At 63.7% G+C, this 17,919-nt stretch carries 19 protein-coding genes; 4 read left to right on the top strand and 15 right to left on the bottom strand.

Annotated elements, in window-relative coordinates; genetic code table 11:
* The 4 genes from hisB to AT984_RS23370 are packed head-to-tail and all read right to left on the bottom strand — an operon-like array spanning nt 1 to nt 2,388.
* Complete coding sequence (hisB, locus tag AT984_RS01530; protein ID WP_058718600.1) at nt 1-618, bottom strand: imidazoleglycerol-phosphate dehydratase HisB; 618 nt, start codon at nt 616-618, stop codon at nt 1-3.
* A complete protein-coding gene (gene hisC / locus AT984_RS01525; RefSeq protein WP_058718599.1) occupies nt 618-1,703 on the bottom strand; it encodes a histidinol-phosphate transaminase in 1,086 nt (361 codons plus the stop codon). Before hisC ends, hisB begins: the two co-directional genes overlap by 1 nt.
* Nucleotides 1,700-2,170 (bottom strand): PIN domain-containing protein, encoded by a 471-nt coding sequence (locus tag AT984_RS01520; protein WP_058718598.1) that lies wholly within the window; start codon nt 2,168-2,170, stop codon nt 1,700-1,702. Before AT984_RS01520 ends, hisC begins: the two co-directional genes overlap by 4 nt.
* Nucleotides 2,167-2,388, bottom strand: coding sequence for a hypothetical protein (locus tag AT984_RS23370; protein WP_058718597.1), 222 nt, complete (start codon nt 2,386-2,388; stop codon nt 2,167-2,169). The genes AT984_RS01520 and AT984_RS23370 overlap by 4 nt, the downstream gene beginning before the upstream one ends.
* Before the next feature lie 256 nt (nt 2,389-2,644).
* Between AT984_RS23370 and AT984_RS01510 the strand changes: the two genes are divergently transcribed.
* Complete coding sequence (locus AT984_RS01510; RefSeq protein ID WP_058718596.1) at nt 2,645-3,523, top strand: PEP-CTERM sorting domain-containing protein; 879 nt, start codon at nt 2,645-2,647, stop codon at nt 3,521-3,523.
* A gap of 56 nt (nt 3,524-3,579) precedes the next feature.
* Here the strand turns inward: AT984_RS01510 and hisD are convergent, their stop codons facing one another.
* The 6 genes from hisD to AT984_RS01480 form a co-directional block, all read right to left on the bottom strand.
* Nucleotides 3,580-4,890 (bottom strand): histidinol dehydrogenase, encoded by a 1,311-nt coding sequence (gene hisD, locus AT984_RS01505; protein ID WP_058718595.1) that lies wholly within the window; start codon nt 4,888-4,890, stop codon nt 3,580-3,582.
* A gap of 30 nt (nt 4,891-4,920) precedes the next feature.
* A complete protein-coding gene (gene hisG / locus AT984_RS01500) occupies nt 4,921-5,559 on the bottom strand; it encodes an ATP phosphoribosyltransferase (RefSeq protein ID WP_058722008.1) in 639 nt (212 codons plus the stop codon).
* A 13-nt stretch (nt 5,560-5,572) separates the two neighbouring features.
* On the bottom strand, nt 5,573-5,824 hold the full coding sequence (locus tag AT984_RS01495; RefSeq protein WP_058718594.1) for a BolA family protein: 252 nt from the start codon (nt 5,822-5,824) through the stop codon (nt 5,573-5,575).
* 64 nt (nt 5,825-5,888) lie between these two features.
* Nucleotides 5,889-7,964 (bottom strand): S9 family peptidase, encoded by a 2,076-nt coding sequence (locus AT984_RS01490; RefSeq protein ID WP_082679698.1) that lies wholly within the window; start codon nt 7,962-7,964, stop codon nt 5,889-5,891.
* A gap of 129 nt (nt 7,965-8,093) precedes the next feature.
* Entirely contained in the window at nt 8,094-8,864 is a 771-nt protein-coding gene (locus AT984_RS01485) for an ABC transporter permease (RefSeq protein ID WP_058718592.1), read from the bottom strand.
* Nucleotides 8,861-9,814, bottom strand: coding sequence for an ABC transporter ATP-binding protein (locus AT984_RS01480; RefSeq protein WP_058722007.1), 954 nt, complete (start codon nt 9,812-9,814; stop codon nt 8,861-8,863). Before AT984_RS01480 ends, AT984_RS01485 begins: the two co-directional genes overlap by 4 nt.
* Before the next feature lie 175 nt (nt 9,815-9,989).
* Between AT984_RS01480 and AT984_RS01475 the strand changes: the two genes are divergently transcribed.
* Nucleotides 9,990-10,649, top strand: a complete 660-nt coding sequence (locus tag AT984_RS01475) for a TetR/AcrR family transcriptional regulator (RefSeq protein ID WP_058718591.1) — start codon at nt 9,990-9,992, stop codon at nt 10,647-10,649.
* 13 nt (nt 10,650-10,662) lie between these two features.
* A complete protein-coding gene (locus AT984_RS01470) occupies nt 10,663-11,436 on the top strand; it encodes a hypothetical protein (protein ID WP_058718590.1) in 774 nt (257 codons plus the stop codon).
* Between the two features lie 81 nt (nt 11,437-11,517).
* On the opposite strand, the gene AT984_RS01465 is transcribed toward AT984_RS01470, so the two are convergent.
* Together AT984_RS01465 and AT984_RS01460 are read right to left on the bottom strand one after the other, a co-directional pair.
* Nucleotides 11,518-12,501: a CHAD domain-containing protein gene (locus tag AT984_RS01465; RefSeq protein ID WP_058718589.1), complete on the bottom strand. Its 984-nt coding sequence runs from the start codon at nt 12,499-12,501 to the stop codon at nt 11,518-11,520.
* Nucleotides 12,502-12,504: 3 nt separating this feature from the next.
* Entirely contained in the window at nt 12,505-13,929 is a 1,425-nt protein-coding gene (locus tag AT984_RS01460) for a wax ester/triacylglycerol synthase family O-acyltransferase (protein WP_058718588.1), read from the bottom strand.
* An 83-nt stretch (nt 13,930-14,012) separates the two neighbouring features.
* On the opposite strand from AT984_RS01460, the gene AT984_RS01455 reads away from it, so the two are divergent.
* Nucleotides 14,013-14,264 (top strand): acyl-CoA-binding protein, encoded by a 252-nt coding sequence (locus AT984_RS01455; protein ID WP_058718587.1) that lies wholly within the window; start codon nt 14,013-14,015, stop codon nt 14,262-14,264.
* A 37-nt stretch (nt 14,265-14,301) separates the two neighbouring features.
* On the opposite strand, the gene AT984_RS01450 is transcribed toward AT984_RS01455, so the two are convergent.
* From AT984_RS01450 to AT984_RS01440, 3 genes are read right to left on the bottom strand one after another with little or no spacing between them, the layout of a single operon-like run.
* A complete protein-coding gene (locus AT984_RS01450; RefSeq protein WP_058718586.1) occupies nt 14,302-14,688 on the bottom strand; it encodes a polyhydroxyalkanoic acid system family protein in 387 nt (128 codons plus the stop codon).
* Nucleotides 14,689-14,691: 3 nt separating this feature from the next.
* Nucleotides 14,692-15,789, bottom strand: coding sequence for an aminopeptidase (locus AT984_RS01445; protein ID WP_058718585.1), 1,098 nt, complete (start codon nt 15,787-15,789; stop codon nt 14,692-14,694).
* Nucleotides 15,786-17,882 carry a molybdopterin-containing oxidoreductase family protein gene (locus tag AT984_RS01440; protein WP_058718584.1) on the bottom strand — a complete coding sequence of 699 codons (2,097 nt, stop codon included), beginning with the start codon at nt 17,880-17,882 and terminating at the stop codon, nt 15,786-15,788. The genes AT984_RS01445 and AT984_RS01440 overlap by 4 nt, the downstream gene beginning before the upstream one ends.
* Between the last annotated feature and the right edge of the window lie 37 nt (nt 17,883-17,919).

The following is a 17,919-nucleotide window of genomic DNA, read 5'->3' as shown; positions in this document are numbered from 1 at the left end:
TCAGAGCGTTCCCTTGGTTGACGGAATCACGCCGGCCGAGCGCGGGTCAAGCGTCATCGCCATGCGCAGCGCGCGGCCAAAGGCCTTGAAGATGGTCTCACACTGATGATGGGCGTTATGCCCTTTCAGATTGTCCACATGCAGGCTGACGCCGGCGTGGTTGACGAAGCCCTGGAAGAACTCAAACGCCAGCTGGGTGTCAAAGGCGCCAATGCTGCCGGCGGTGAACTTCACGTCCATGGCCAGGCCGGGGCGGCCGGAAAAATCCACCACCACCCGCGACAGCGCTTCGTCCAGCGGCACATAGCTGTGGCCGTAACGCGTCAAGCCCTTTTTGTCGCCAATCGCTTGCGCCACCGCCAGGCCGAGGGTGATGCCCACGTCTTCCACCGTGTGGTGGCCGTCGATATGCAGATCGCCCTTGGCGTCAATGTCCAGATCGATCATGCCGTGGCGGGCGATCTGGTCCAGCATATGGTCAAAGAAGCCAATGCCGGTGCTGAGCTTGGCCTCGCCCGTGCCGTCAAGATTGACGCGCACGGTGATCTGCGTTTCCTTGGTGTTACGGCTGATCTCGGCAATGCGGGGGGACGTTGAGGGTGAGGAGGTCGTGGTCATCAAAGGCTCTCTTTCAGCGCGGCCAGCAAGGCCTGGTTCTCTACAGCTGTGCCCACCGTGATGCGCAGGCAATTCTTCAACATGGGGTGGGCGGCCGAGGAATTCTTGACCAGCACGCCGCGCGCCTTCAGCGCAGCGAACAGTGCCGGCGCGTCCGGCACGCGCGTCAAAATCATATTGCCCTGGCTGGGATAGGGCTGCACGCCGGGCAAGCTCTGCAGCGCCGCAAACAGCATTTCACGCTGCGCCCGCAACTCGGCGGCTTGGGCGGCATAGACATCGGCATGTTCCAACGCAAACAGGCCGGCCTCGGCATTCAACACGCTGATGTTGAAAGGCGGGCGCACCTTATCGATCTCAGCCACCAGGGCTTGCTGGCCGATCAGGTAGCCGATGCGCACACCCGCCAGGCCAAACTTGCTCATGGTGCGCATCACCAGCAACTGCGGGTAACGGCTTAGCCAATGCATGGCGTCGCTGCTGGCAAAGGGCTGGTAGGCCTCGTCCATCACCACCAGGCCGGGCGCGGCTTCGATGATTTGCTCGATCACCGCGGCGTCCCAGAGGTTGCCGGTCGGGTTGTTCGGGTAAGCCAGGTAGATCAGGGCGGGTTGATGCTCGGCAATGGCTGCCAGCATGGCCGGGCCGTCCAGGGAGAAATCCTCGCTGCGCAGCGGCACGCCAACGTACTTGAGCCCCTGGTAGCGGGCCGAAATCTCGTACATCACAAAGCTGGGCTCAGGCGACAGCACCACGGCGCCGGGGCGGCTCAGCGCCATGCTGAGCATGGTGATCAGCTCGTCCGAGCCATTGCCCAAGGTGATGGCGCAACCTGCCGGCATCTTGGCGTGGCGAGCCAGCGCGGCCGCCAGCGTTGCGGTGCTCTCGGCCGGATAACGGTTGATCGCGACAGCACCCAAGCGCTCACCCAGCGCCTGCTGCAGCTCCGGCGGCAAGCGAAAGGGGTTCTCCATCACGTCCAGCTTGACCAGACCATGGCTTGGCGCCACGGCATAGGCTTGGGTGGCGCGCACGTCTTCGCGCACGCTTTGCAGGGCTTGATTCAAACGCGGACTGATGGTCATGGCAAAAAGCCCTTGCTGCTGGGGCTGGTCAAAAGAGGGTTGATGATTTGCACGCTATCGAGCTGCAACTCCGCCGGCAACTCCAGGCTCAGCAGCAGGCTGCAGCCCTGCGCCTTGGCGGCGGCCACGATCAGCGCGTCGACATAGGGCAGGCCGAAACGGCTCTCGATCGACCAGGCGCTCTCCACCGTGGCATGGTCAATCGCCCAAGGCTGCCAGCGCTGATAACGCCGCACCTCGGCGCGCGCGTCGCCATTGGGCATGGGCGGCGTGATGCGGGTGGTGACCTGGGCATAGAAATCATTCAGCACCTGGGTCGAGACCCGACCCAGGCGCCGCAACCAGAGCACGCGCAGCCAGTCCATCACGGCCGCGCGGGCGCCCTCATCGGCGCCATCCTCGCTGCAGATCAGCACCGAGGTATCGACGAAGACAAAGCCTTCACTGGCGAGCGGCAAGGCGCTCATTTGGCAGCGCTCCGCTGCGGATAGGCCTGCCCGTCAGACACCCAGGAACGCTCGCGATGCAACCAATCCTGCATGGCGCGCTCATAAGCATCGTCATGCCGCATCTTCTCGGCCAGCATTTCACCTACCAGGCGCGACACGCTGGTATTGCGCCGGGCGGCCTCCAGCCGTGCCCATTCGGCGACGCTGTCTTCCATGCTGACGGTGACATTCTTCATATCTTGTGTGCTGGACCGAGCGTAGCGAGCTCGGGCATCAACTGATTGAGCGGGTTTTGTGTGCCGGACCGAGCGAGCTGCGCCCAGGCAAGCGCTGATCAAATTCATTGGCCGCAAGATTAACACGAAGTTCGTGCAACACGAAGTTCGTGTCATCAAGACCCCCAATAGCTAGGGGCTAGGCGCTGACAGCGATAGGAATAGATTGGTGCACCCTTGTTGCACCGCGCTCGGGCCACCCAAAGGAGTCAATCGCATGTCACAGCATTTCTCGACAGCCCGGCATTCAACCCTGAGGCCGGCCCTGGCCGCCCTCATCCTCCTGGCCAGCATGAGCCATGCACAAGCGCAGTCCTACCAACTCAGCGCCTACACCCGCAGCCACGCGGCAGATTTTCTGCACAACGATGACAAGACCGACTTCCAAAGCTTCGACTGGCTCGACAAACCCCAGGCCCTGACCTTGAACAGCCTGGATACCCAGGCCCAGGTGGTCAGCGGCGGCAAGGCCAGCGCCAAGGTCTTGGCCAGCATCGGCATGCTCAAGGCCTACGCCTTCGCCAGCTACCCCTACGGCTATGACGCCCAGGGCCATCTGGTGCAATACGGTTACGGGAACGGCACGGCGCAAGCCAGCTTCTTCGATACCTTGGTGGTCAGCAGCAACACGCTGGCCATCGGCACGCCGGTGAGCTATCGCATGGACTTCACCATCAATGGCACGCTTTCCTCACCCAATTTTGAGCTGGGCGGCTATCTCAGCGCCAGTGGCATTGCCGAGATGAGGCTGCGGGATCGCGAAAGCGGGCAGACCAGCATCTTGAGTTGGAATGCCAAAACCCAGGCCACGGGCGTCTACTCCTTGGTGCTGAACACCCAGGTCGGGCATACGTTGAGCATCAACGGCATGCTTTACGCGGAGGCCGACGTAGGTTCTTACGCCCAGACCGGGCGCAGCACCGAGGCCGATTTTTATCACTCGGCCTACTATCAGCTCAGCCCTTCGGACAGCGGGCTCAACACCACAGGCTTGAGCGGACACGACTTTTTGACCACCGCCGTGCCCGAGCCCGCCAGCTACGCGCTCTTGGCCATGGGCCTGGGCTTGCTGGGCATCTACCGCCGGCGCGGCTAGTCGGTACCAGGCTTTAGCGGCAAGGCCGCGCACTCACGCTTCAGGCGCAGCGCTGCTTAACCCTTCAAGCGCAACTCCGCTGCGCGGGCATGCGCCTGCAGCCCTTCGCCATAGGCCAGCTCTGCGGCGATGGGGCCCAGGATCTGCGCCCCGGCTTCGCTGACCTCGATCAGGCTGCTGCGCTTTTGGAAGTCATACACGCCCAGCGGCGAGGAGAAGCGCGCTGTGCCCGAGGTGGGCAGCACATGGTTGGGGCCGGCGCAATAGTCACCCAGGGACTCGCTGGTGAAAGCACCCAGGAAGATCGCCCCGGCGTGCCGCAGCTGCGGCTCCCAGCGATGCGGTTCGCTGCTGGAAACTTCCAGATGCTCGGGCGCGATGCGGTTGCTGATCTCGCAGGCCTCGTCCATCGAGCGGGTGTGGATCAAGGCGCCGCGCCCTTCCAGCGAAGCGCGAATCACCGCCTGGCGCGGCATGGTGGGCAAGAGCCGCTCAATCGCCTCGGCCACGCGGGCGATGTAGTCGGCGTCGGGGCACAGCAGAATGCTCTGCGCCAGCTCGTCGTGCTCGGCCTGGCTGAACAAATCCATCGCCACCCAGTCGGGCGGGGTGCTGCCATCGGCCAGCACCAGAATCTCGCTGGGGCCGGCAATCATGTCGATGCCAACCTGGCCGAACACATGCTTTTTGGCGCTGGCCACATAGGCGTTGCCGGGGCCGGTGATCTTGTCCACGCGCGGGATGGTGGCCGTGCCGTAGGCCAAGGCCGCTACCGCTTGCGCGCCACCCACGGTGAAGGCGCGGCTGACACCGGCCACATAGGCGGCGGCCAAAACCAGGGGGTTCTTCTCGCCCTTGGGCGTGGGCACCACCATGATGATTTCAGGCACGCCGGCCACATGGGCGGGGATGGCGTTCATCAGCACGCTGCTGGGATAAGCCGCCTTGCCGCCGGGCACATAGATGCCCACACGGTCCAGCGGGGTCACTTTTTGCCCGAGCAGATTGCCGTCAGCATCGCGGTAGCTCCAGCTCAAGCCGGAGTGCTGTTTTTGCAGCTCGTGATAGCTGCGCACCCGCGCCGCAGCGGCTTGCAAAGCCGTGCGTTGAGCGGGGGTGATGGCATCAAAAGCCGCTTTCAGCTCGTCCCGCGTCAGCTCCAGCTCGCTCATGCTGCTGACGCTGAGCTGATCAAAGCGTGCGGTGTAGTCCAGCACGGCGGCGTCGCCACGGGCGCGCACATCGGCCAGGATCTCGGCCACCCGGGTTTCGATGCCCGCATCCGTTTCCGCCGACCAATGCAGCACCCGCTGGAACTCGGCTTCAAAAGTGGCGGAGGCGGTGCTGAGTTGGCGCAGATTCAACATGGACTGGGTGGGCTCGGGCGGCTGGGTTATTTACTTAACGATGGCGGAAGCGAAGGCGTCAATCATGCGGCGCAGCGGCTCTTGCTTGAGCTTGAGCGCGGCCTGATTGACCACCAGGCGGGAGGAGATGTCCATGATCTGCTCCACCTCGACCAAATGATTGGCCTTGAGCGTGTTGCCGGTGGAAACCAAATCGACGATGGCATCGGCCAAGCCGGTCAGCGGCGCCAACTCCATCGAACCGTAGAGCTTGATCAGATCGACGTGCACGCCCTTGTCGGCGAAATGCTGGCGAGCGATCTCGGTGTATTTGGTGGCCACGCGCAGGCGCGAGCCCTGCTTGACGGCGCCCGCATAGTCGAAGTCATCACGCACCGCCACGCTCATGCGGCAGCGGGCGATATTGAGGTCCAGCGGCTGGTACATGCCGTCCACGCCATGCTCGATCAGCACGTCGCGCCCGACCACGCCGAGGTCGGCGCCGCCATATTGCACATAGGTGGGCACATCGCTGGCGCGCACCAGCACCACGCGCACGGCGGGGTTGTTGGTGGCCAGAATGAGCTTGCGCGAGGTTTCCGGATCTTCCAGCACCGTGATGCCCGCTGCCTTCAGCAGGGGCAAGGTCTCTTCGAAGATGCGGCCTTTGGAGAGCGCCAGGGTAATCATCATCGTCATCGCCTCAGCCCTGGGCCGCGGCCCATTCGGCCGGGGTCAGGGTCTTCTGCATGGAAAGGGCATGAATCTCTTCCTTCATGCGCTCGCCCAGCACGGTGTAAACCAGCTGATGGCGGCGCACGCGGCTGAGGCCTTCGAATTGCGAGGACACGATGGTGGCAAAGAAATGCCTGCCATCGCCCTCAACATGCAGGTGTTCGCAGGGCAGGCCTGCGGCGATGTATTGCTGTACTTGAGCGGGTGTAGGGTCGGCCATGCGGGGAATTGTAGGGCGGCTCAAGACCCGACCCTGCCCCAGCCTCAGCCAGACCCGTCAAGACTCAGGGTTTCAGCAAGGTCTCTCGCATGAACAAAATCATGGAATAGAACTGGAAGTCCTGGTTCTCCTTGCGGGAGAAACCATGGCCTTCGTTGTCGGCGCGCAGGTACCAAACCGGCGTGCCCAACTCGCGCACCTTGGCCACAATTTGCTCGGCCTCGGTGTAAGGCACGCGCGGATCATTCTTGCCCTGCACCACAAACAGCGGCTTGCGGATCTTGCTGGCATTGGTGAGCGGCGAGATCTGCTCCAGATGCGCGCGCATGGCCGGATCACGCTCGTCGCCATACTCAACCCGGCGCAGATCGCGGCGGTAGCTCTCGGTATTGGTCAAGAAGGTGACGAAGTGCGAGATGCCCACCACATCGATGGAGCCGGCAATGCGGTCGGCGTAATGCGTGGCGGTGGCCAGCGTCATATAGCCGCCGTAGCTGCCGCCCATGATCAGCACGCGGGAGGCATCCAGATGGGGCTGGGTGGCGATCCAGTCCAGCAGCGCGCCGATGTCCTTGACCGAGTCCTCGCGCTTGAAGCCGTTGTCCAGGCTCAAAAAGGTTTTGCCGAAGCCGCTGGAGCCGCGCACATTGGGCTGGATCAAGGCGATGCCCTGCTCCATCACAAAGTAGTTATTGCGCGCCAGGAAGCCGATGCTGGCCTGGCTCTCCGGGCCGCCGTGGATAGAGATCAAGACCGGGCGCTTGCCAGGGAACTTGTCGGCCGGCGGCTGGGTCAGCAGGCCCGAAATGCTCAGGCCATCAAAGCTCTTCCAGCGGATGATTTGCTGCTCGGGGAACTTGGCGGTGTCCACGCCGGGCGGGGCGTAGGACTGGGTCCAGGCCTCGACCTGCGCTTTGCCCGCCTTGGCCGACTTGGCCAGCTTCAGGCTATAGACCTGGCTTGGGCCTTGCGCATTGTTGATGCTGAAAGCCAACTCGCCACGGCCATGGTCAAAGTACGCGGCGCCCAGATTGCCGGCCGGCAGGCGCGGCGTGGGCAAGGGCTTGGCGCTGGCGGCGTCGAACAAGCGAAGCTCATTGCGCCCTTCCACATTGAACTGGGCCGCCACGGTCTTGCCGTCATGGCTGAAGCTTACGCCGCTGGCATCCCAGGGAATGGCGGCGCTGACGCGCTGCGACTTACCGCTGGCCAGCTGCATGCGCTGCAGCTCGCGGAACTCGCCGAAGCGATCGCTGCTGAACCACAGCTGTTTGTTGTCATGGCTAAAGCCGGCGCTGAAATAGCTGGCTTTGGCGTCACCTGCGGCGGGCAGCAGCTGGCGCAGCTTGGCGCTGCTCAGATCCATCAGCCAGATTTCGCTCTCGGTCGCGGAGATATAGCGTGTCAGCGCCAGCTGCTTGTCGTCCCAGGACAGCTGGCCGCCAAACCAACCACCGCCGGGCAACTCGGCCAGCTTGCGGCGGGCCTTCAAGGGCTCACTGCTCTCGGGGTTGACGATCCAAAACGTCGTGGTCACCTCGGCGCGCGAGCCGCCTTTGGCGGTGCGATCCAGCGGCGTGGAGGCGTAAATCAACTCGCCACCGGCATGCAGCCAACCGATCAAGGCATGGCGCTCATCGGCCGGCGTCAGCTGCACCGGCGCGGCGCCTTCGTTCAGGCGATAGAGTTGGGCCACTTCGTCGCCACCATTGGCACGCTCGAACACGATGTAGCGCCCTTGCTTGGGCTCGTAGCTGGCGCGGCTGACCGGGTCGGCCGCATCGGTCAGCTTGCGCGGCTCACTGAGCTTGCCGGCCACGGGTGCCGCTAGGCTGAAAAGCTGGCTGGTATTGCCACCGGCCGCGCGATGCGAGACGAGCATCTCGCGCTTGGTGGGGTGCCAATCGACAAAGCTGTGGCCGCGGAAGTCGGTATAACGCGCCACCTCAGCGGCCAAGGCCTGAGGGATGGCAGGAATGCCTTGCACCAGCAAATTGGGGTTGGGAGCCAGAACCGCAGCGGCGGCGGCCGGCTCTGCGGCGGCCTCGGCGGCCATTGCCAGGCCGGGAAAAACGGACAAACCGGACAAACAAGCGCTAGCAGCCAGCGCCAGCGCACACAGTCGGCGTGTGGAAGTCATGGACAGAGTCATGATGTGAGCCAATATGAATTGAGCTGCGCATTCTGACCCAGTCTTGACTGAGTACCTGCACGGGGCGGGCGCCAAGCGGGCGAAGCCTAGCTTCGCCCTTACCCCTGCCCCCGGCGATTAGCTGCGGATCTTGTAGCCGCGGCGCAGCAATTCCAGCGCCACGCTGGCGACCAGGGCGAAGGCGACCCCCACCACACCCAGGCTGAGCCAGGGCGAGACGTCGCTGATGCCAAAGAAGCCATGGCGGAAGCCATCGATGATGTAGAAAAACGGGTTCAGGTGGCTCACCATCAGCCAGGCCGGTGGCAGCGAATGCACCGAATAGAACACGCCCGACAAAAAGGTCATGGGCATGATGATGAAGTTCTGGAAGGCGGCGAGTTGGTCGAATTTCTCCGCCCACAAGCCGGCGATCAAGCCCAGCGCGCCCATGGTGCCAGCACCCAGCGCGGCGAAGACCAAGATCCAGCCCGGCGCCACCAGGCCCAGGGGCGCAAACCAGGCCGTCACCAGCAAAACGCCCAGGCCCACCACCAGCCCACGCACGATGGCCGCGCCCACATAGGCCACAAACCAGGCCCAGTGCGAGAGCGGTGTCACCAGCAGGAACACCAGATTGCCGGTGACCTTGCTTTGAATCAGCGAGGAGGAGCTATTGGCAAACGCGTTTTGCAACACGCTCATCATCACCAGGCCGGGGATCAGAAAGCTGGTGTAGCCGACGTTGTCGTAGACCTTGACATGGTTCTCCAGCGCATGGCCGAAGATCAGCAAGTAAAGCACCGAGGTCAGAACCGGCGCGGCCACGGTCTGGAAGCTAACCTTCCAAAAGCGCAGCACTTCTTTGTAAAACAGGGTGCGTGCGCCCTGCAAAATCATGGCGCTCATGCCTGCACTCCTTGTTGTTCTTGTTGGCCTTGTTGTTCCTTAGGCGCAGTGAGCGATGCGCCCTGCATGATCTCCAGGAACACATCTTCCAGATCAGCGCGGCCAATCTCCAAGTCTTCCACCTGGCATTGCGCGGCCCGCAGCGTGGCCAGAATGGTTTCGACCTCGGCGGCGTCATGCGCCTTGATCTGCACGATGCGGCCGGTGATGCGCGCCTGTGGGGCCAAGGCGGCGGGCAATTGGCCGTCGGTCTTGAAGCGCAGCATGGTGGCGGCGCGGCCCTTGAGCAGATCGCTGGTGCGGTCCAGCGCCACGATGCGGCCTTGCTTCAACATCGCCAAGCGGCCGCACAGGGCCTCGGCCTCTTCCAGGTAATGGGTGGTCAGCAAGACGGTGTGGCCCTCGCGGTTCAGGCGGGCGATGAATTGCCACAACGTCTGGCGCAACTCCACATCCACACCGGCGGTGGGCTCGTCCAGCACGATGACCGGCGGGCGATGCACCAGGGCCTGCGCCACCAGCACCCGGCGCTTCATGCCGCCGGAGAGCTGGCGCATATTGGCATTGGCCTTGTCGGCCAGGCCCAGCTCGCTCAGCAACTCGTCGATCCAGGCCTCGTTGTTATGCACACCAAAGTAGCCGCTTTGAATCTTCAGCGACTCGCGCACGCTGAAAAAGGGGTCGAACACCAATTCCTGCGGCACGATGCCCAGCGCGCGCCGGGCCGCGCCATAGTCCTTCACCACATCGTGACCCAGCACCTCAACCCGCCCGCCGCTGGCCTGGGCCAGGCCGGCCAAGATGCTGATCAGGCTGGTTTTGCCGGCGCCGTTGGGGCCCAAGAGCCCGAAGAACTCACCTTGGGCGATGTCGAATGAGACGCCGTCCAGCGCCCTCACCTGCCCACCGCGATAGGTTTTGCTGACGTTCTGAAACGAAATGGCCGGCACGGCGCCGGCCTGGGGACTAATTTGTGTGCGCATGTCCTTGATTGTAGGAAGCTGCCTGCATGCGTGCCGGGCCAGGGTCTTTGGCCGCCCGGCGCGGCTATGCTGTCAGTGGAGCGAATACCCTAGAGAATGTTCACCGCTTGATGACAGAATCAGCGTAGGAGACCCTGAGTACATGGCCACAAAAAAGCCGCCGCGCCGCACGGCCGAGCGAATTCTCGAAGTCACGCTGGATCTGTTTAACCGCTTTGGCGAGCCTAACGTCTCAACCACGCTGATTTCGGCCGAGTTGAACATCAGCCCCGGCAATCTGTACTACCACTACCCGGCCAAAGACGAGCTGATCAACGCCCTGTTCAATCGCTACGAGCAGGAGCTGGGCGCGCTGCTGGGCGCGGCCGACAATGTGCGCAATGTCGAGGACGCTTGGCTGTTCTTCCACATGCTTTACGAGCTGATCTGGAAGCATCGCTTTCTGTACCGCGACCTCAACGACCTGCTGTCCAAGAACCGCCGCCTGGAAACCCACTTCCAGACCGTGCTGGGCCAAAAGGGCCAGGCCATGCGCCAGGTCTTGAGCGGCCTGCAGCGCGGCGGCGTGCTGAAGATGGACAGCCGCGAACAAGCGCCCACAGCCAATTCCATGGTGGTGCTGCTGAGCTATTGGCTCAGTTTTGAGTATGTGCGCGACCCGCGCAATGCCCTGGAGCCCTCGCAGGCCGGTGTGGCTTTGATGCGCGGCGCCTTCCATGTGCTGAGCCTGCTGCTGCCCTATCTGGAGCCGGCCTCGAAAGATCATCTCTTCGCACTCGCCAATCAGTATCAACAAGCCTGAAGGAGACCGCAGCATGGCCAAGTGGACCGCTTTCCCGCACGACAATCACGCTTTCCAGTACACACCCAGCACGCTGAAAAAGCACTGGGCGCGCCTGCACACCGGTGACGGCGAGCCCTTCCCCAAGGACGCAGCGGTGGTGCAAGCCTGGATCCACTTCCATGCCGGCGAGTTTCAGCTAGCGCATGACGCGGGCCTCGCCGTTGGCGGCGCCGGCATCACGGTGGCCAACAAGGCCCAGGCCATCTACGCCAACTATCTGGAGAAGAAGGAAAGCGTCAAGCTCGAGATGTTCCAGGAAGTGGCCGAACGCGCCGCCGCCCAGCAAGAGCTGGAGCCCAAGAACCCGAATGCCTATTACTGGCAAGCCTATGCCGTCGGCCGCTACGGCCAGGGCATCAGCGTGACCAAGGCCTTGGCCCAAGGCCTGGGCAGCAAGGTCAAGAACGCCTTGGAGCGCACCATTGAGCTGAACCCCAAGCATGCTGACGCTCATATCGCCCTGGGTGCTTTTCATGCCGAGGTGATCGACAAGGTGGGCAAGCTGCTGGGCAAGACCCAGGGCGCCGACACCAGCACCGGCCTGAAGATGTTTGTGCAGGCCTTGCAACTCAACCCCGGCTGCGCCATCGCCATGGTGGAACGCGCCAACGGCCTGATCATGCTGGAAGGCGACAAGCGCATGAAGGAAGCCGAAGCCCTCTACGCCGACGCCGCCGCCTGCGAACCCATGGATGCGATGGAAGCGCTGGACATCGCCATGGCGCGGGAAGAGCTGGAAGACTGAAGCCGGCTGCGGCCCGTCAAGGCTGCCTAACTTAACTACCAGACGGCGTTCGCCCGCTCAACTGACCAGCCGCTGCGCCGCTCAATCCCGCCAGGGCAGCGGCGCGGCCACCAACGCCTTCATCACCGGCACGGTCTGGCGCAGCTGCTGCTCATGCAGGGCCGCCAGCCAGCCCAGCGCGAACTGCGCCGCCGGCGCCTGGCTCGCATGGGCGCGCAGCTGGGCCATGGCGCCGGCCTGGTCATTCAACTCCCCCAGGCATTGCAGGGCTTGGCGCAACAGCGGCAGGCCTTGCTGGCTGCGTGCGGTGGCGTGCCCGGCCAAGCAAAACTCCATGCCATAGCGCAAGCGCTTGAGCCGCTTGCGCAAGGCATGGCGGCCGCTCGCATCCAGATTGGAAAAATCGGCAGCCTCCAGCTGCGCACGCAGAAACCAGCGCCGCAGCCGCCGATGCAGCTTAGGCAGCACCGGCGCACCGGCTGGGATGGATTTAGATGCTTTGTTTGGTTTGACTGTTGGCGCAGGCAATTGCGCAATCAGGTCGCGTAGTTGCACCAGAAAGGCTTGGCTGGCCCGCGAGCGCAACAGCCGTGCCACGGCGGCGGCCGGCAGGCGTGGCGCCAGCTCGCCCTGCAGCAAATGCCTGGCTTGGGCAGCGTCGACATGGAACTCGGCAGCGATCTGCGCCAGCAACTGCGGCGGCCACAGCTCGGCCAACACATCGGCTTCACGCGCCGGCCCCAGTTGGCGGAACAGCCGCGCCGCCGCGTCATTCAACTGCGCCAGGCTTTCAGCCGGCAGCCCCAAATCATCCTTGCTGGCCATCAAGCGCAGGCCGCTGCGCAGGCGCCGCAAACCCACGCGCAGCTGATGCACATGGCCCGGCTCAAACACTGCGCGGGCGATGTGGCGGGCATTGCCTTCGATCTGCGCCTGGCAGGACAGCAAGACCTGGCGCAGCACCTGCGCATGATCCATATCGGCCTGCAACGCCAGCAGTTGCGCCGTGCAGGGCGGCGCCAAGGCAGAGGCGGCTGCGGAGGCTTGGGGATCAGGCAAGGCCATCGCTCACTCGGCCCAAGGCAGCATCAGCGCCAGCAAGAGCAACTTATTGAACTCGGGCGTGAAGTTGGCGACGACCTTTTCCGGGTCGGGGCACAGCGTGCTGTCGGTGATCAGGCTGAACTGCACCTGGCCGGCATAGGTCAGCAGGCTGACGCCCACGCCGATATCCCCCGACTGCGGCACCCAGAACATCACTCGCTCGACTTCGGAACCGCAAAAGTGCAAGGCCTCGGCCGGGCCGGGCACATTGGTCATCACGGCGGTGGCCTTCTTGGCAAAGATATTCAGCATGGCATGCTGCACTGGCTTGATCAGCAGGCCCGCCACCGACAGCAGGCCAAACGCCAGCACCGGCTGGAAGCTGCCCTTGAGCTCCTGCATGCGCGCCTTGACGGCGTAAAGCCGCTCCACCGGATTGGCAATGCCGATGGGCAATACCAGAGGCACCAGGCCAAAACGATTGCCCAGCTGATAGGCCTTCTCCATCGGCCGCAGGTTCACCGGCACCATGGCGCGGATTTCCTGGCCGTCCACTGAGTCGCCCTTGGCGCTCAAATAACTACCAATCGCACCGGCCACACAACTCAGCAAGACATCGTTGATGGAGGCATTCATGGCCTTGCCCACCGCCTTCACCGCGTCCAGCGGCAGCGGCTCGCCCCAGGCCACCCGCTTGCTCGTGCCGGGCTTGCCCTTGAGGCGGGTGTGGGAGTCGTCCGCCATCAAGGCAAAGGCCGCCACATCGGAAACGGCCTGATAGCCCATGCGGGCCATGTCCAGGCTGTTGTCCAGCGGGCTGGCAGGGTGAATCAAATGATCCATGCCCTTGGCCATGCTGGCGCCGGCCATGCGAATGGCCTTGACCGTCATGCCGGTGATGGGCCGCATCAGGTGATCGGTCAGCCAGTCATGCTCCTCGGGCTCGCGCGAACGCCGCTTGGGCGGGGCCTTGCCGCCGTCGGTGATGGACAGCATCACTGCAATCAGGGCGATGCCGTCACCAATGCAATGGTGGATGCGGGCGATCAGGGCGCTGGAACCATCGCCCATGTCCTCGACCAAATGGAACTGCCACAGCGGATGGGCCGTATCCAGGCTCTGCATGGCCAACTCGCCGACCCGCGCCTTCAGCAAGGCTTCGCCATCCACACCGGCCCGCAGGGGCAGAACTTCGGGTACGACATGCCGCTGAATGTCGAAATTAGAGTCCTGCACCCAAATAGAGCCCATGGCGTCTTCCACCACCTTCTGGCCGAAGCGTGGGTATTGCAGCAGCTGGCTGGCAATGCGTTCGCGCACGGCGGCCAGGGCCACGCCGGGCCGGATGCGCCAGACGCCCACAATCATCATCAAATTGGACTCGGTGTCCATGCGCAGCCAGGCCGTGTCCACCTTGCTCATGCGTACTTGTCGTTGCGGCAAAGTCATCTCCAATCTTCTATATGCACACAATGCTGGTTAACATCGCTGCCGTCCATCCCAATTGATACCAAGTGCAGGAGAAAGACCACATGAGCCTGAAAGACCAATTTGACGCCGCCGTTGCCGGCTCCAAGTCCCTGCCCGAGCGCCCGGACAATATGACGCTGCTCAAGCTCTATGCCTTGTTCAAGCAAGGCAGCGCCGGCGATGTGGAGGGTTCGCGCCCCGGTTTCACCGATATGGTGGGCCGCGCCAAGTGGGATGCTTGGAACGAACTCAAGGGCACCAGCCAAGACGAAGCTCAGCAGAGCTATATCGACCTGATCGAATCGCTGAAGTAAGCCACCCTAGGCTTAGCCCAGCCCAAAGCCGACCTGCTCAGGTCGGCTTTTTCTTGGCCGCTGCTTTCGCGGTCGCCTTAGGCGCGGCCACCTTGGTGGCAGCTTTCGCAACTTTGGCGGGCTTGGCAGAAGACTCGGCCGCCAGCAGGCCGTCCAACTCCTTCTCGATCTCACCCTCGATGGAGGTCTTGAAAGCGCCCAGCAGCAAGCCCAGCTTGGCGTGCAGTTCGAAATGCTTGGCCGCGACAATCAACTCGCCCTTCACGCCCGAACGGGTGAAGGCGACGGTGTCGCTGGTTTCACCCTCCAGCACCGTGCAGTCCATGCCGAATTTCTCCTCGACTTGCTCGGCCCAGGCCCAGGCAATTTCACGGGCGCGGGTCAGGCCCAGGGCATGGTCTCGGTGAATGCGGATATCGGCCATGGTTCAGTGTGCTCCGGGTGATTTGTTGTTTAGCAATTCTTGCAGACGCTGCGATTTTGGCAGGGCTGCCAGACGTTGCACTTGCACATAAAAGCGCTGCCAATCGCCCTGCTCGTGATCAAGCATGGCTTCGAAGGCGGGGCTCAGATCGGTATAGGCCGACAGAATCGCCAGGCTGGCATTGTTGAGCTGGGCGAACCAGGCGTCGTAGGCCTTGTCTCCGCCCCAGGCTTCGGCCTTCAGGCGCTCGTAGTCCTGGCGCAAATCCTGCAGCAAGGCAGCTTTGGCGGCACGCTGTTCGGCCGCGCTGAGCGGCCCGGCGTAGAGGGCGGCCAATTGCTGGCGATAGCGGCCGGTCAAGGCGCGGAACTGCTCGCGCCGCAGTTGGCGCTTGGCATAGGCCTCACGCGCCGCCGGGCTGGCTTGGCCGCTGAGCCAGGCCGCCGCGCCACGCCGCTCCACGGCTGTTGCAAAGGCTTCGTTGAAGGGAGTGTCGTCAGCTACATAAGCGACTTGATGCGCCAGTTCGTGAAAGATCAGTCCAGCCAACTCGCCTTCTGGATAGCGAATAAAGGTATTGAGCAAAGGGTCGCCGCCCACCCAATTGCTCCAACCCAGGGTGGAATAGGCCGGCACCGGGTAGACCTGCACTTCCAGGCTGGCATCCTGGCGCTGCAACTCCGCCGCGAAGGCCTGCGCCTGCGCCTGATCGAAATAACCCCGATAGCCCACGCAACCCATCACCGGGAAACACCAGGTCTTGAGTTGCAGGCTCAGCTCAGGCGCGGCCACCACATTCCACACCACCGCCGGCCGGCCCAGGTCGGCGTAGCGGCGATAGCTGCTGTTGTCGGGCAGCTTCAACTCGCTCACCGCGAAGCTGCGCATGCGTTGGCTGAGCAGCAGGCGCTGCCTCAAGTCTGCGGAGACATCCGGCTGAGCCAAAAACTCATCGACCGGCTTGGCCGCCGCCATCAAACGCAAATGACCGGCTGCCGACTGGCGCAGATAGCCCAGCTCGGCGCAGCCGCCCAGGCTCAGCAAGGCCAGCAGGGCAAGCCCGCATGCGCCGATGCTGGCCAGCCAGCGGGATCGCCTCATCCAGCGCTGGCCTCGGCGGGCGACCAGGCTTGCAGCTCGACCAGGCAGTCGTAAAAGCTCGGCGCCGCGCCCAGATCGGTGAGGCCTTGGTGGGTGACTTCATTGACATTGCTGCCCTGCGCGCCCAGCTTGCGCCACCACACACCCAGCCCGTTGACCACGCCGGGCCGCGCCCGCGGGCTGACGCGCAAGCGGCAGACATAGCTGCCGCGATCATTGAACACCCGCACCATGCTGGCGTCCGTGAGGTCCCGCGCTGCGGCGTCCTCGGCATGCACCTCGACCAAGGGCTCGCCCTCGATATCGCGCAAGCTCTTCACATTGACGAAGCTGCTATTGAGGAAGTTGCGCGCCGGCGGCGAGATCATGGCCAGCGGATAGCGCTGCGCCAGCTCGGGCGAGGAGGCCCGGCTTTCGTAGTTCGCCACGTAATCGCAGCCCGCCGCCTGGGCCCGGCCATTGGCGGTGGGGAAGCCACCTTCGGCGAAGGGCGCCTCGGCCAGGGGCAGGCTTTGCCAGCCCTGGGCCCGCAGAGCCTCGAAATCAATCTCGGCACTGAAGGCCTGGCGCGCCAACTGCTCATCGGTCTCGGCAAAACAGGCCTCGGTGAAGCCCATGGCCGCGGCCAGCTCGCGGAAGATTTGCGTATTGGGCTTGGCCTGGCCCAGCGGGGCGATGGCCTGCTCATTGATCAGCACATCGGTGTGGCCATAGCTGGTGTGCACATCTAGGTGCTCCAGCTGGGTGGTGGCGGGCAGCACGTAATCGGCCAAATCCGCGGTGTCGGTCATGAAGTGTTCCAGCACCACGGTGAACAGATCGGCCCGCTGGAAGCCGCGCACCACCTTGGGTGACTCGGGCGCCACCGCCACCGGATTGCTGTTGTAGACGATCAGCGCCTCGACCTTGGGGCCGAAAGCGGGGTCGGCCTCGCGCAGCAAATCGTCGCCTATGGTGCTCATATTCAGCAGGCGCGGCGTGGCGCCGGTGGCCAGCTCAGGTCGCTCCAGCGCGGCCATATTTTTGAAGGGCGCAAACCAGCCCGAGCTGGACAGCAGCAGCCCGCCCGCCCGCGTGCGCCAAGCGCCCGTCAAGCAGGGCAGCAGCGCGATCAGGCGCACCGCATTGCCGCCGCCGCGCACCCGCTGCATGCCGTAGTTCAGGCGGATGGCGGCCGGCCGCGTAGTGCCGTAGTCGCGCGCCAGTTGCGCGACCTCCTCCACGCTGATGCCGCAGACCTCGGCGGTGCGCGCCGGCGGCCACTGCAAGGCTTTGGCGCGCAACTCCTCCCAGCCGTCCACATGCTGGCGCAGATAGTCGTGGTCCAGCCAGTCGTGCGTGATCAGCTCATGCATCAGGCCCAAGGCCAAGGCGCCATCGGTGCCGGGCAGCAGCGCAATGTGCTGGTGGCATTTGTCAGCGGTCTCGGTCTTGCGCGGGTCGATGCAGATCAGCTTGGCGCCGGCACGTTTGGCCTGGTTAGCAAAGGTCCAGAAGTGCAGATTGGAGGCAATCGAGTTGCTGCCCCAGATCAGGATCAGCTGGCTCTCGGCAAAATAAGGCAGGTGCATGCCCACTTTGTGGCCATAGGTCGCCGTCAAAGCGGCGGCGCCGGCGGAGGCGCAGATGGTGCGATCCAGCCGCGAGGCGCCCAGGCGGTTAAAAAAGCGGGCGGCCATGCCCTCGCCTTGCACCAAACCCATGGTGCCGGCATAGCTATAGGGCAGGATGGCTTGCGGGTCGCGGGCAGCGATCTGCCCGAGCTTGGCGGCGATGTCGGCCAGGGCCTCAGCCCAGCTGACAGGCTCAAAACGCGGCGGCTCGGTTTTGGCGCTGACGCGCTTGAGCGGCTGCAGCAAGCGCTCGGCGTGATAGGTGCGCTCGGCATAGCGCGAGACCTTGGTGCACAGGGCGCCGTGGGTGCTGGGATGCTCGGCGGCGCCTTGCACCTTGACCACACGACCGTCTTGCACGCTAATGCGCAAGGCGCAGGTGTCGGGGCAATCATGTGGGCAAGCGCCCTTGACGATCTGAATGGCGCCGTGAGTTTGTGGCGCGGAAGGCGAAAAAAAATTGTCAGCTGCGGAAGTCATGCGCCAACTATTGCACAAAGCCGCGCGCTCTAGCGGC

It is taken from the genome of Paucibacter sp. KCTC 42545, from assembly GCF_001477625.1.
GTDB lineage: Bacteria > Pseudomonadota > Gammaproteobacteria > Burkholderiales > Burkholderiaceae_C > Paucibacter_A.
This window is presented reverse-complemented; position numbering and strand designations above follow the sequence as displayed.

Coding starts and splice junctions, on each gene's coding strand:
- AT984_RS01455 (WP_058718587.1), top strand. CDS start 14,013: ATGAGCCTGAAAGACCAATTTGACGCCGCCGTTGCCGGCTCCAAGTCC.
- AT984_RS01460 (WP_058718588.1), bottom strand. CDS start 13,929: ATGACTTTGCCGCAACGACAAGTACGCATGAGCAAGGTGGACACGGCC.
- AT984_RS01510 (WP_058718596.1), top strand. CDS start 2,645: ATGTCACAGCATTTCTCGACAGCCCGGCATTCAACCCTGAGGCCGGCC.
- AT984_RS01520 (WP_058718598.1), bottom strand. CDS start 2,170: ATGAGCGCCTTGCCGCTCGCCAGTGAAGGCTTTGTCTTCGTCGATACC.
- AT984_RS23370 (WP_058718597.1), bottom strand. CDS start 2,388: ATGAAGAATGTCACCGTCAGCATGGAAGACAGCGTCGCCGAATGGGCA.
- AT984_RS01440 (WP_058718584.1), bottom strand. CDS start 17,882: ATGACTTCCGCAGCTGACAATTTTTTTTCGCCTTCCGCGCCACAAACT.
- AT984_RS01445 (WP_058718585.1), bottom strand. CDS start 15,789: ATGAGGCGATCCCGCTGGCTGGCCAGCATCGGCGCATGCGGGCTTGCC.
- AT984_RS01495 (WP_058718594.1), bottom strand. CDS start 5,824: ATGGCCGACCCTACACCCGCTCAAGTACAGCAATACATCGCCGCAGGC.
- AT984_RS01475 (WP_058718591.1), top strand. CDS start 9,990: ATGGCCACAAAAAAGCCGCCGCGCCGCACGGCCGAGCGAATTCTCGAA.
- AT984_RS01470 (WP_058718590.1), top strand. CDS start 10,663: ATGGCCAAGTGGACCGCTTTCCCGCACGACAATCACGCTTTCCAGTAC.
- hisD (WP_058718595.1), bottom strand. CDS start 4,890: ATGTTGAATCTGCGCCAACTCAGCACCGCCTCCGCCACTTTTGAAGCC.
- hisC (WP_058718599.1), bottom strand. CDS start 1,703: ATGACCATCAGTCCGCGTTTGAATCAAGCCCTGCAAAGCGTGCGCGAA.
- AT984_RS01465 (WP_058718589.1), bottom strand. CDS start 12,501: ATGGCCTTGCCTGATCCCCAAGCCTCCGCAGCCGCCTCTGCCTTGGCG.
- hisB (WP_058718600.1), bottom strand. CDS start 618: ATGACCACGACCTCCTCACCCTCAACGTCCCCCCGCATTGCCGAGATC.
- AT984_RS01450 (WP_058718586.1), bottom strand. CDS start 14,688: ATGGCCGATATCCGCATTCACCGAGACCATGCCCTGGGCCTGACCCGC.
- hisG (WP_058722008.1), bottom strand. CDS start 5,559: ATGATTACCCTGGCGCTCTCCAAAGGCCGCATCTTCGAAGAGACCTTG.
- AT984_RS01485 (WP_058718592.1), bottom strand. CDS start 8,864: ATGAGCGCCATGATTTTGCAGGGCGCACGCACCCTGTTTTACAAAGAA.
- AT984_RS01490 (WP_082679698.1), bottom strand. CDS start 7,964: ATGACTTCCACACGCCGACTGTGTGCGCTGGCGCTGGCTGCTAGCGCT.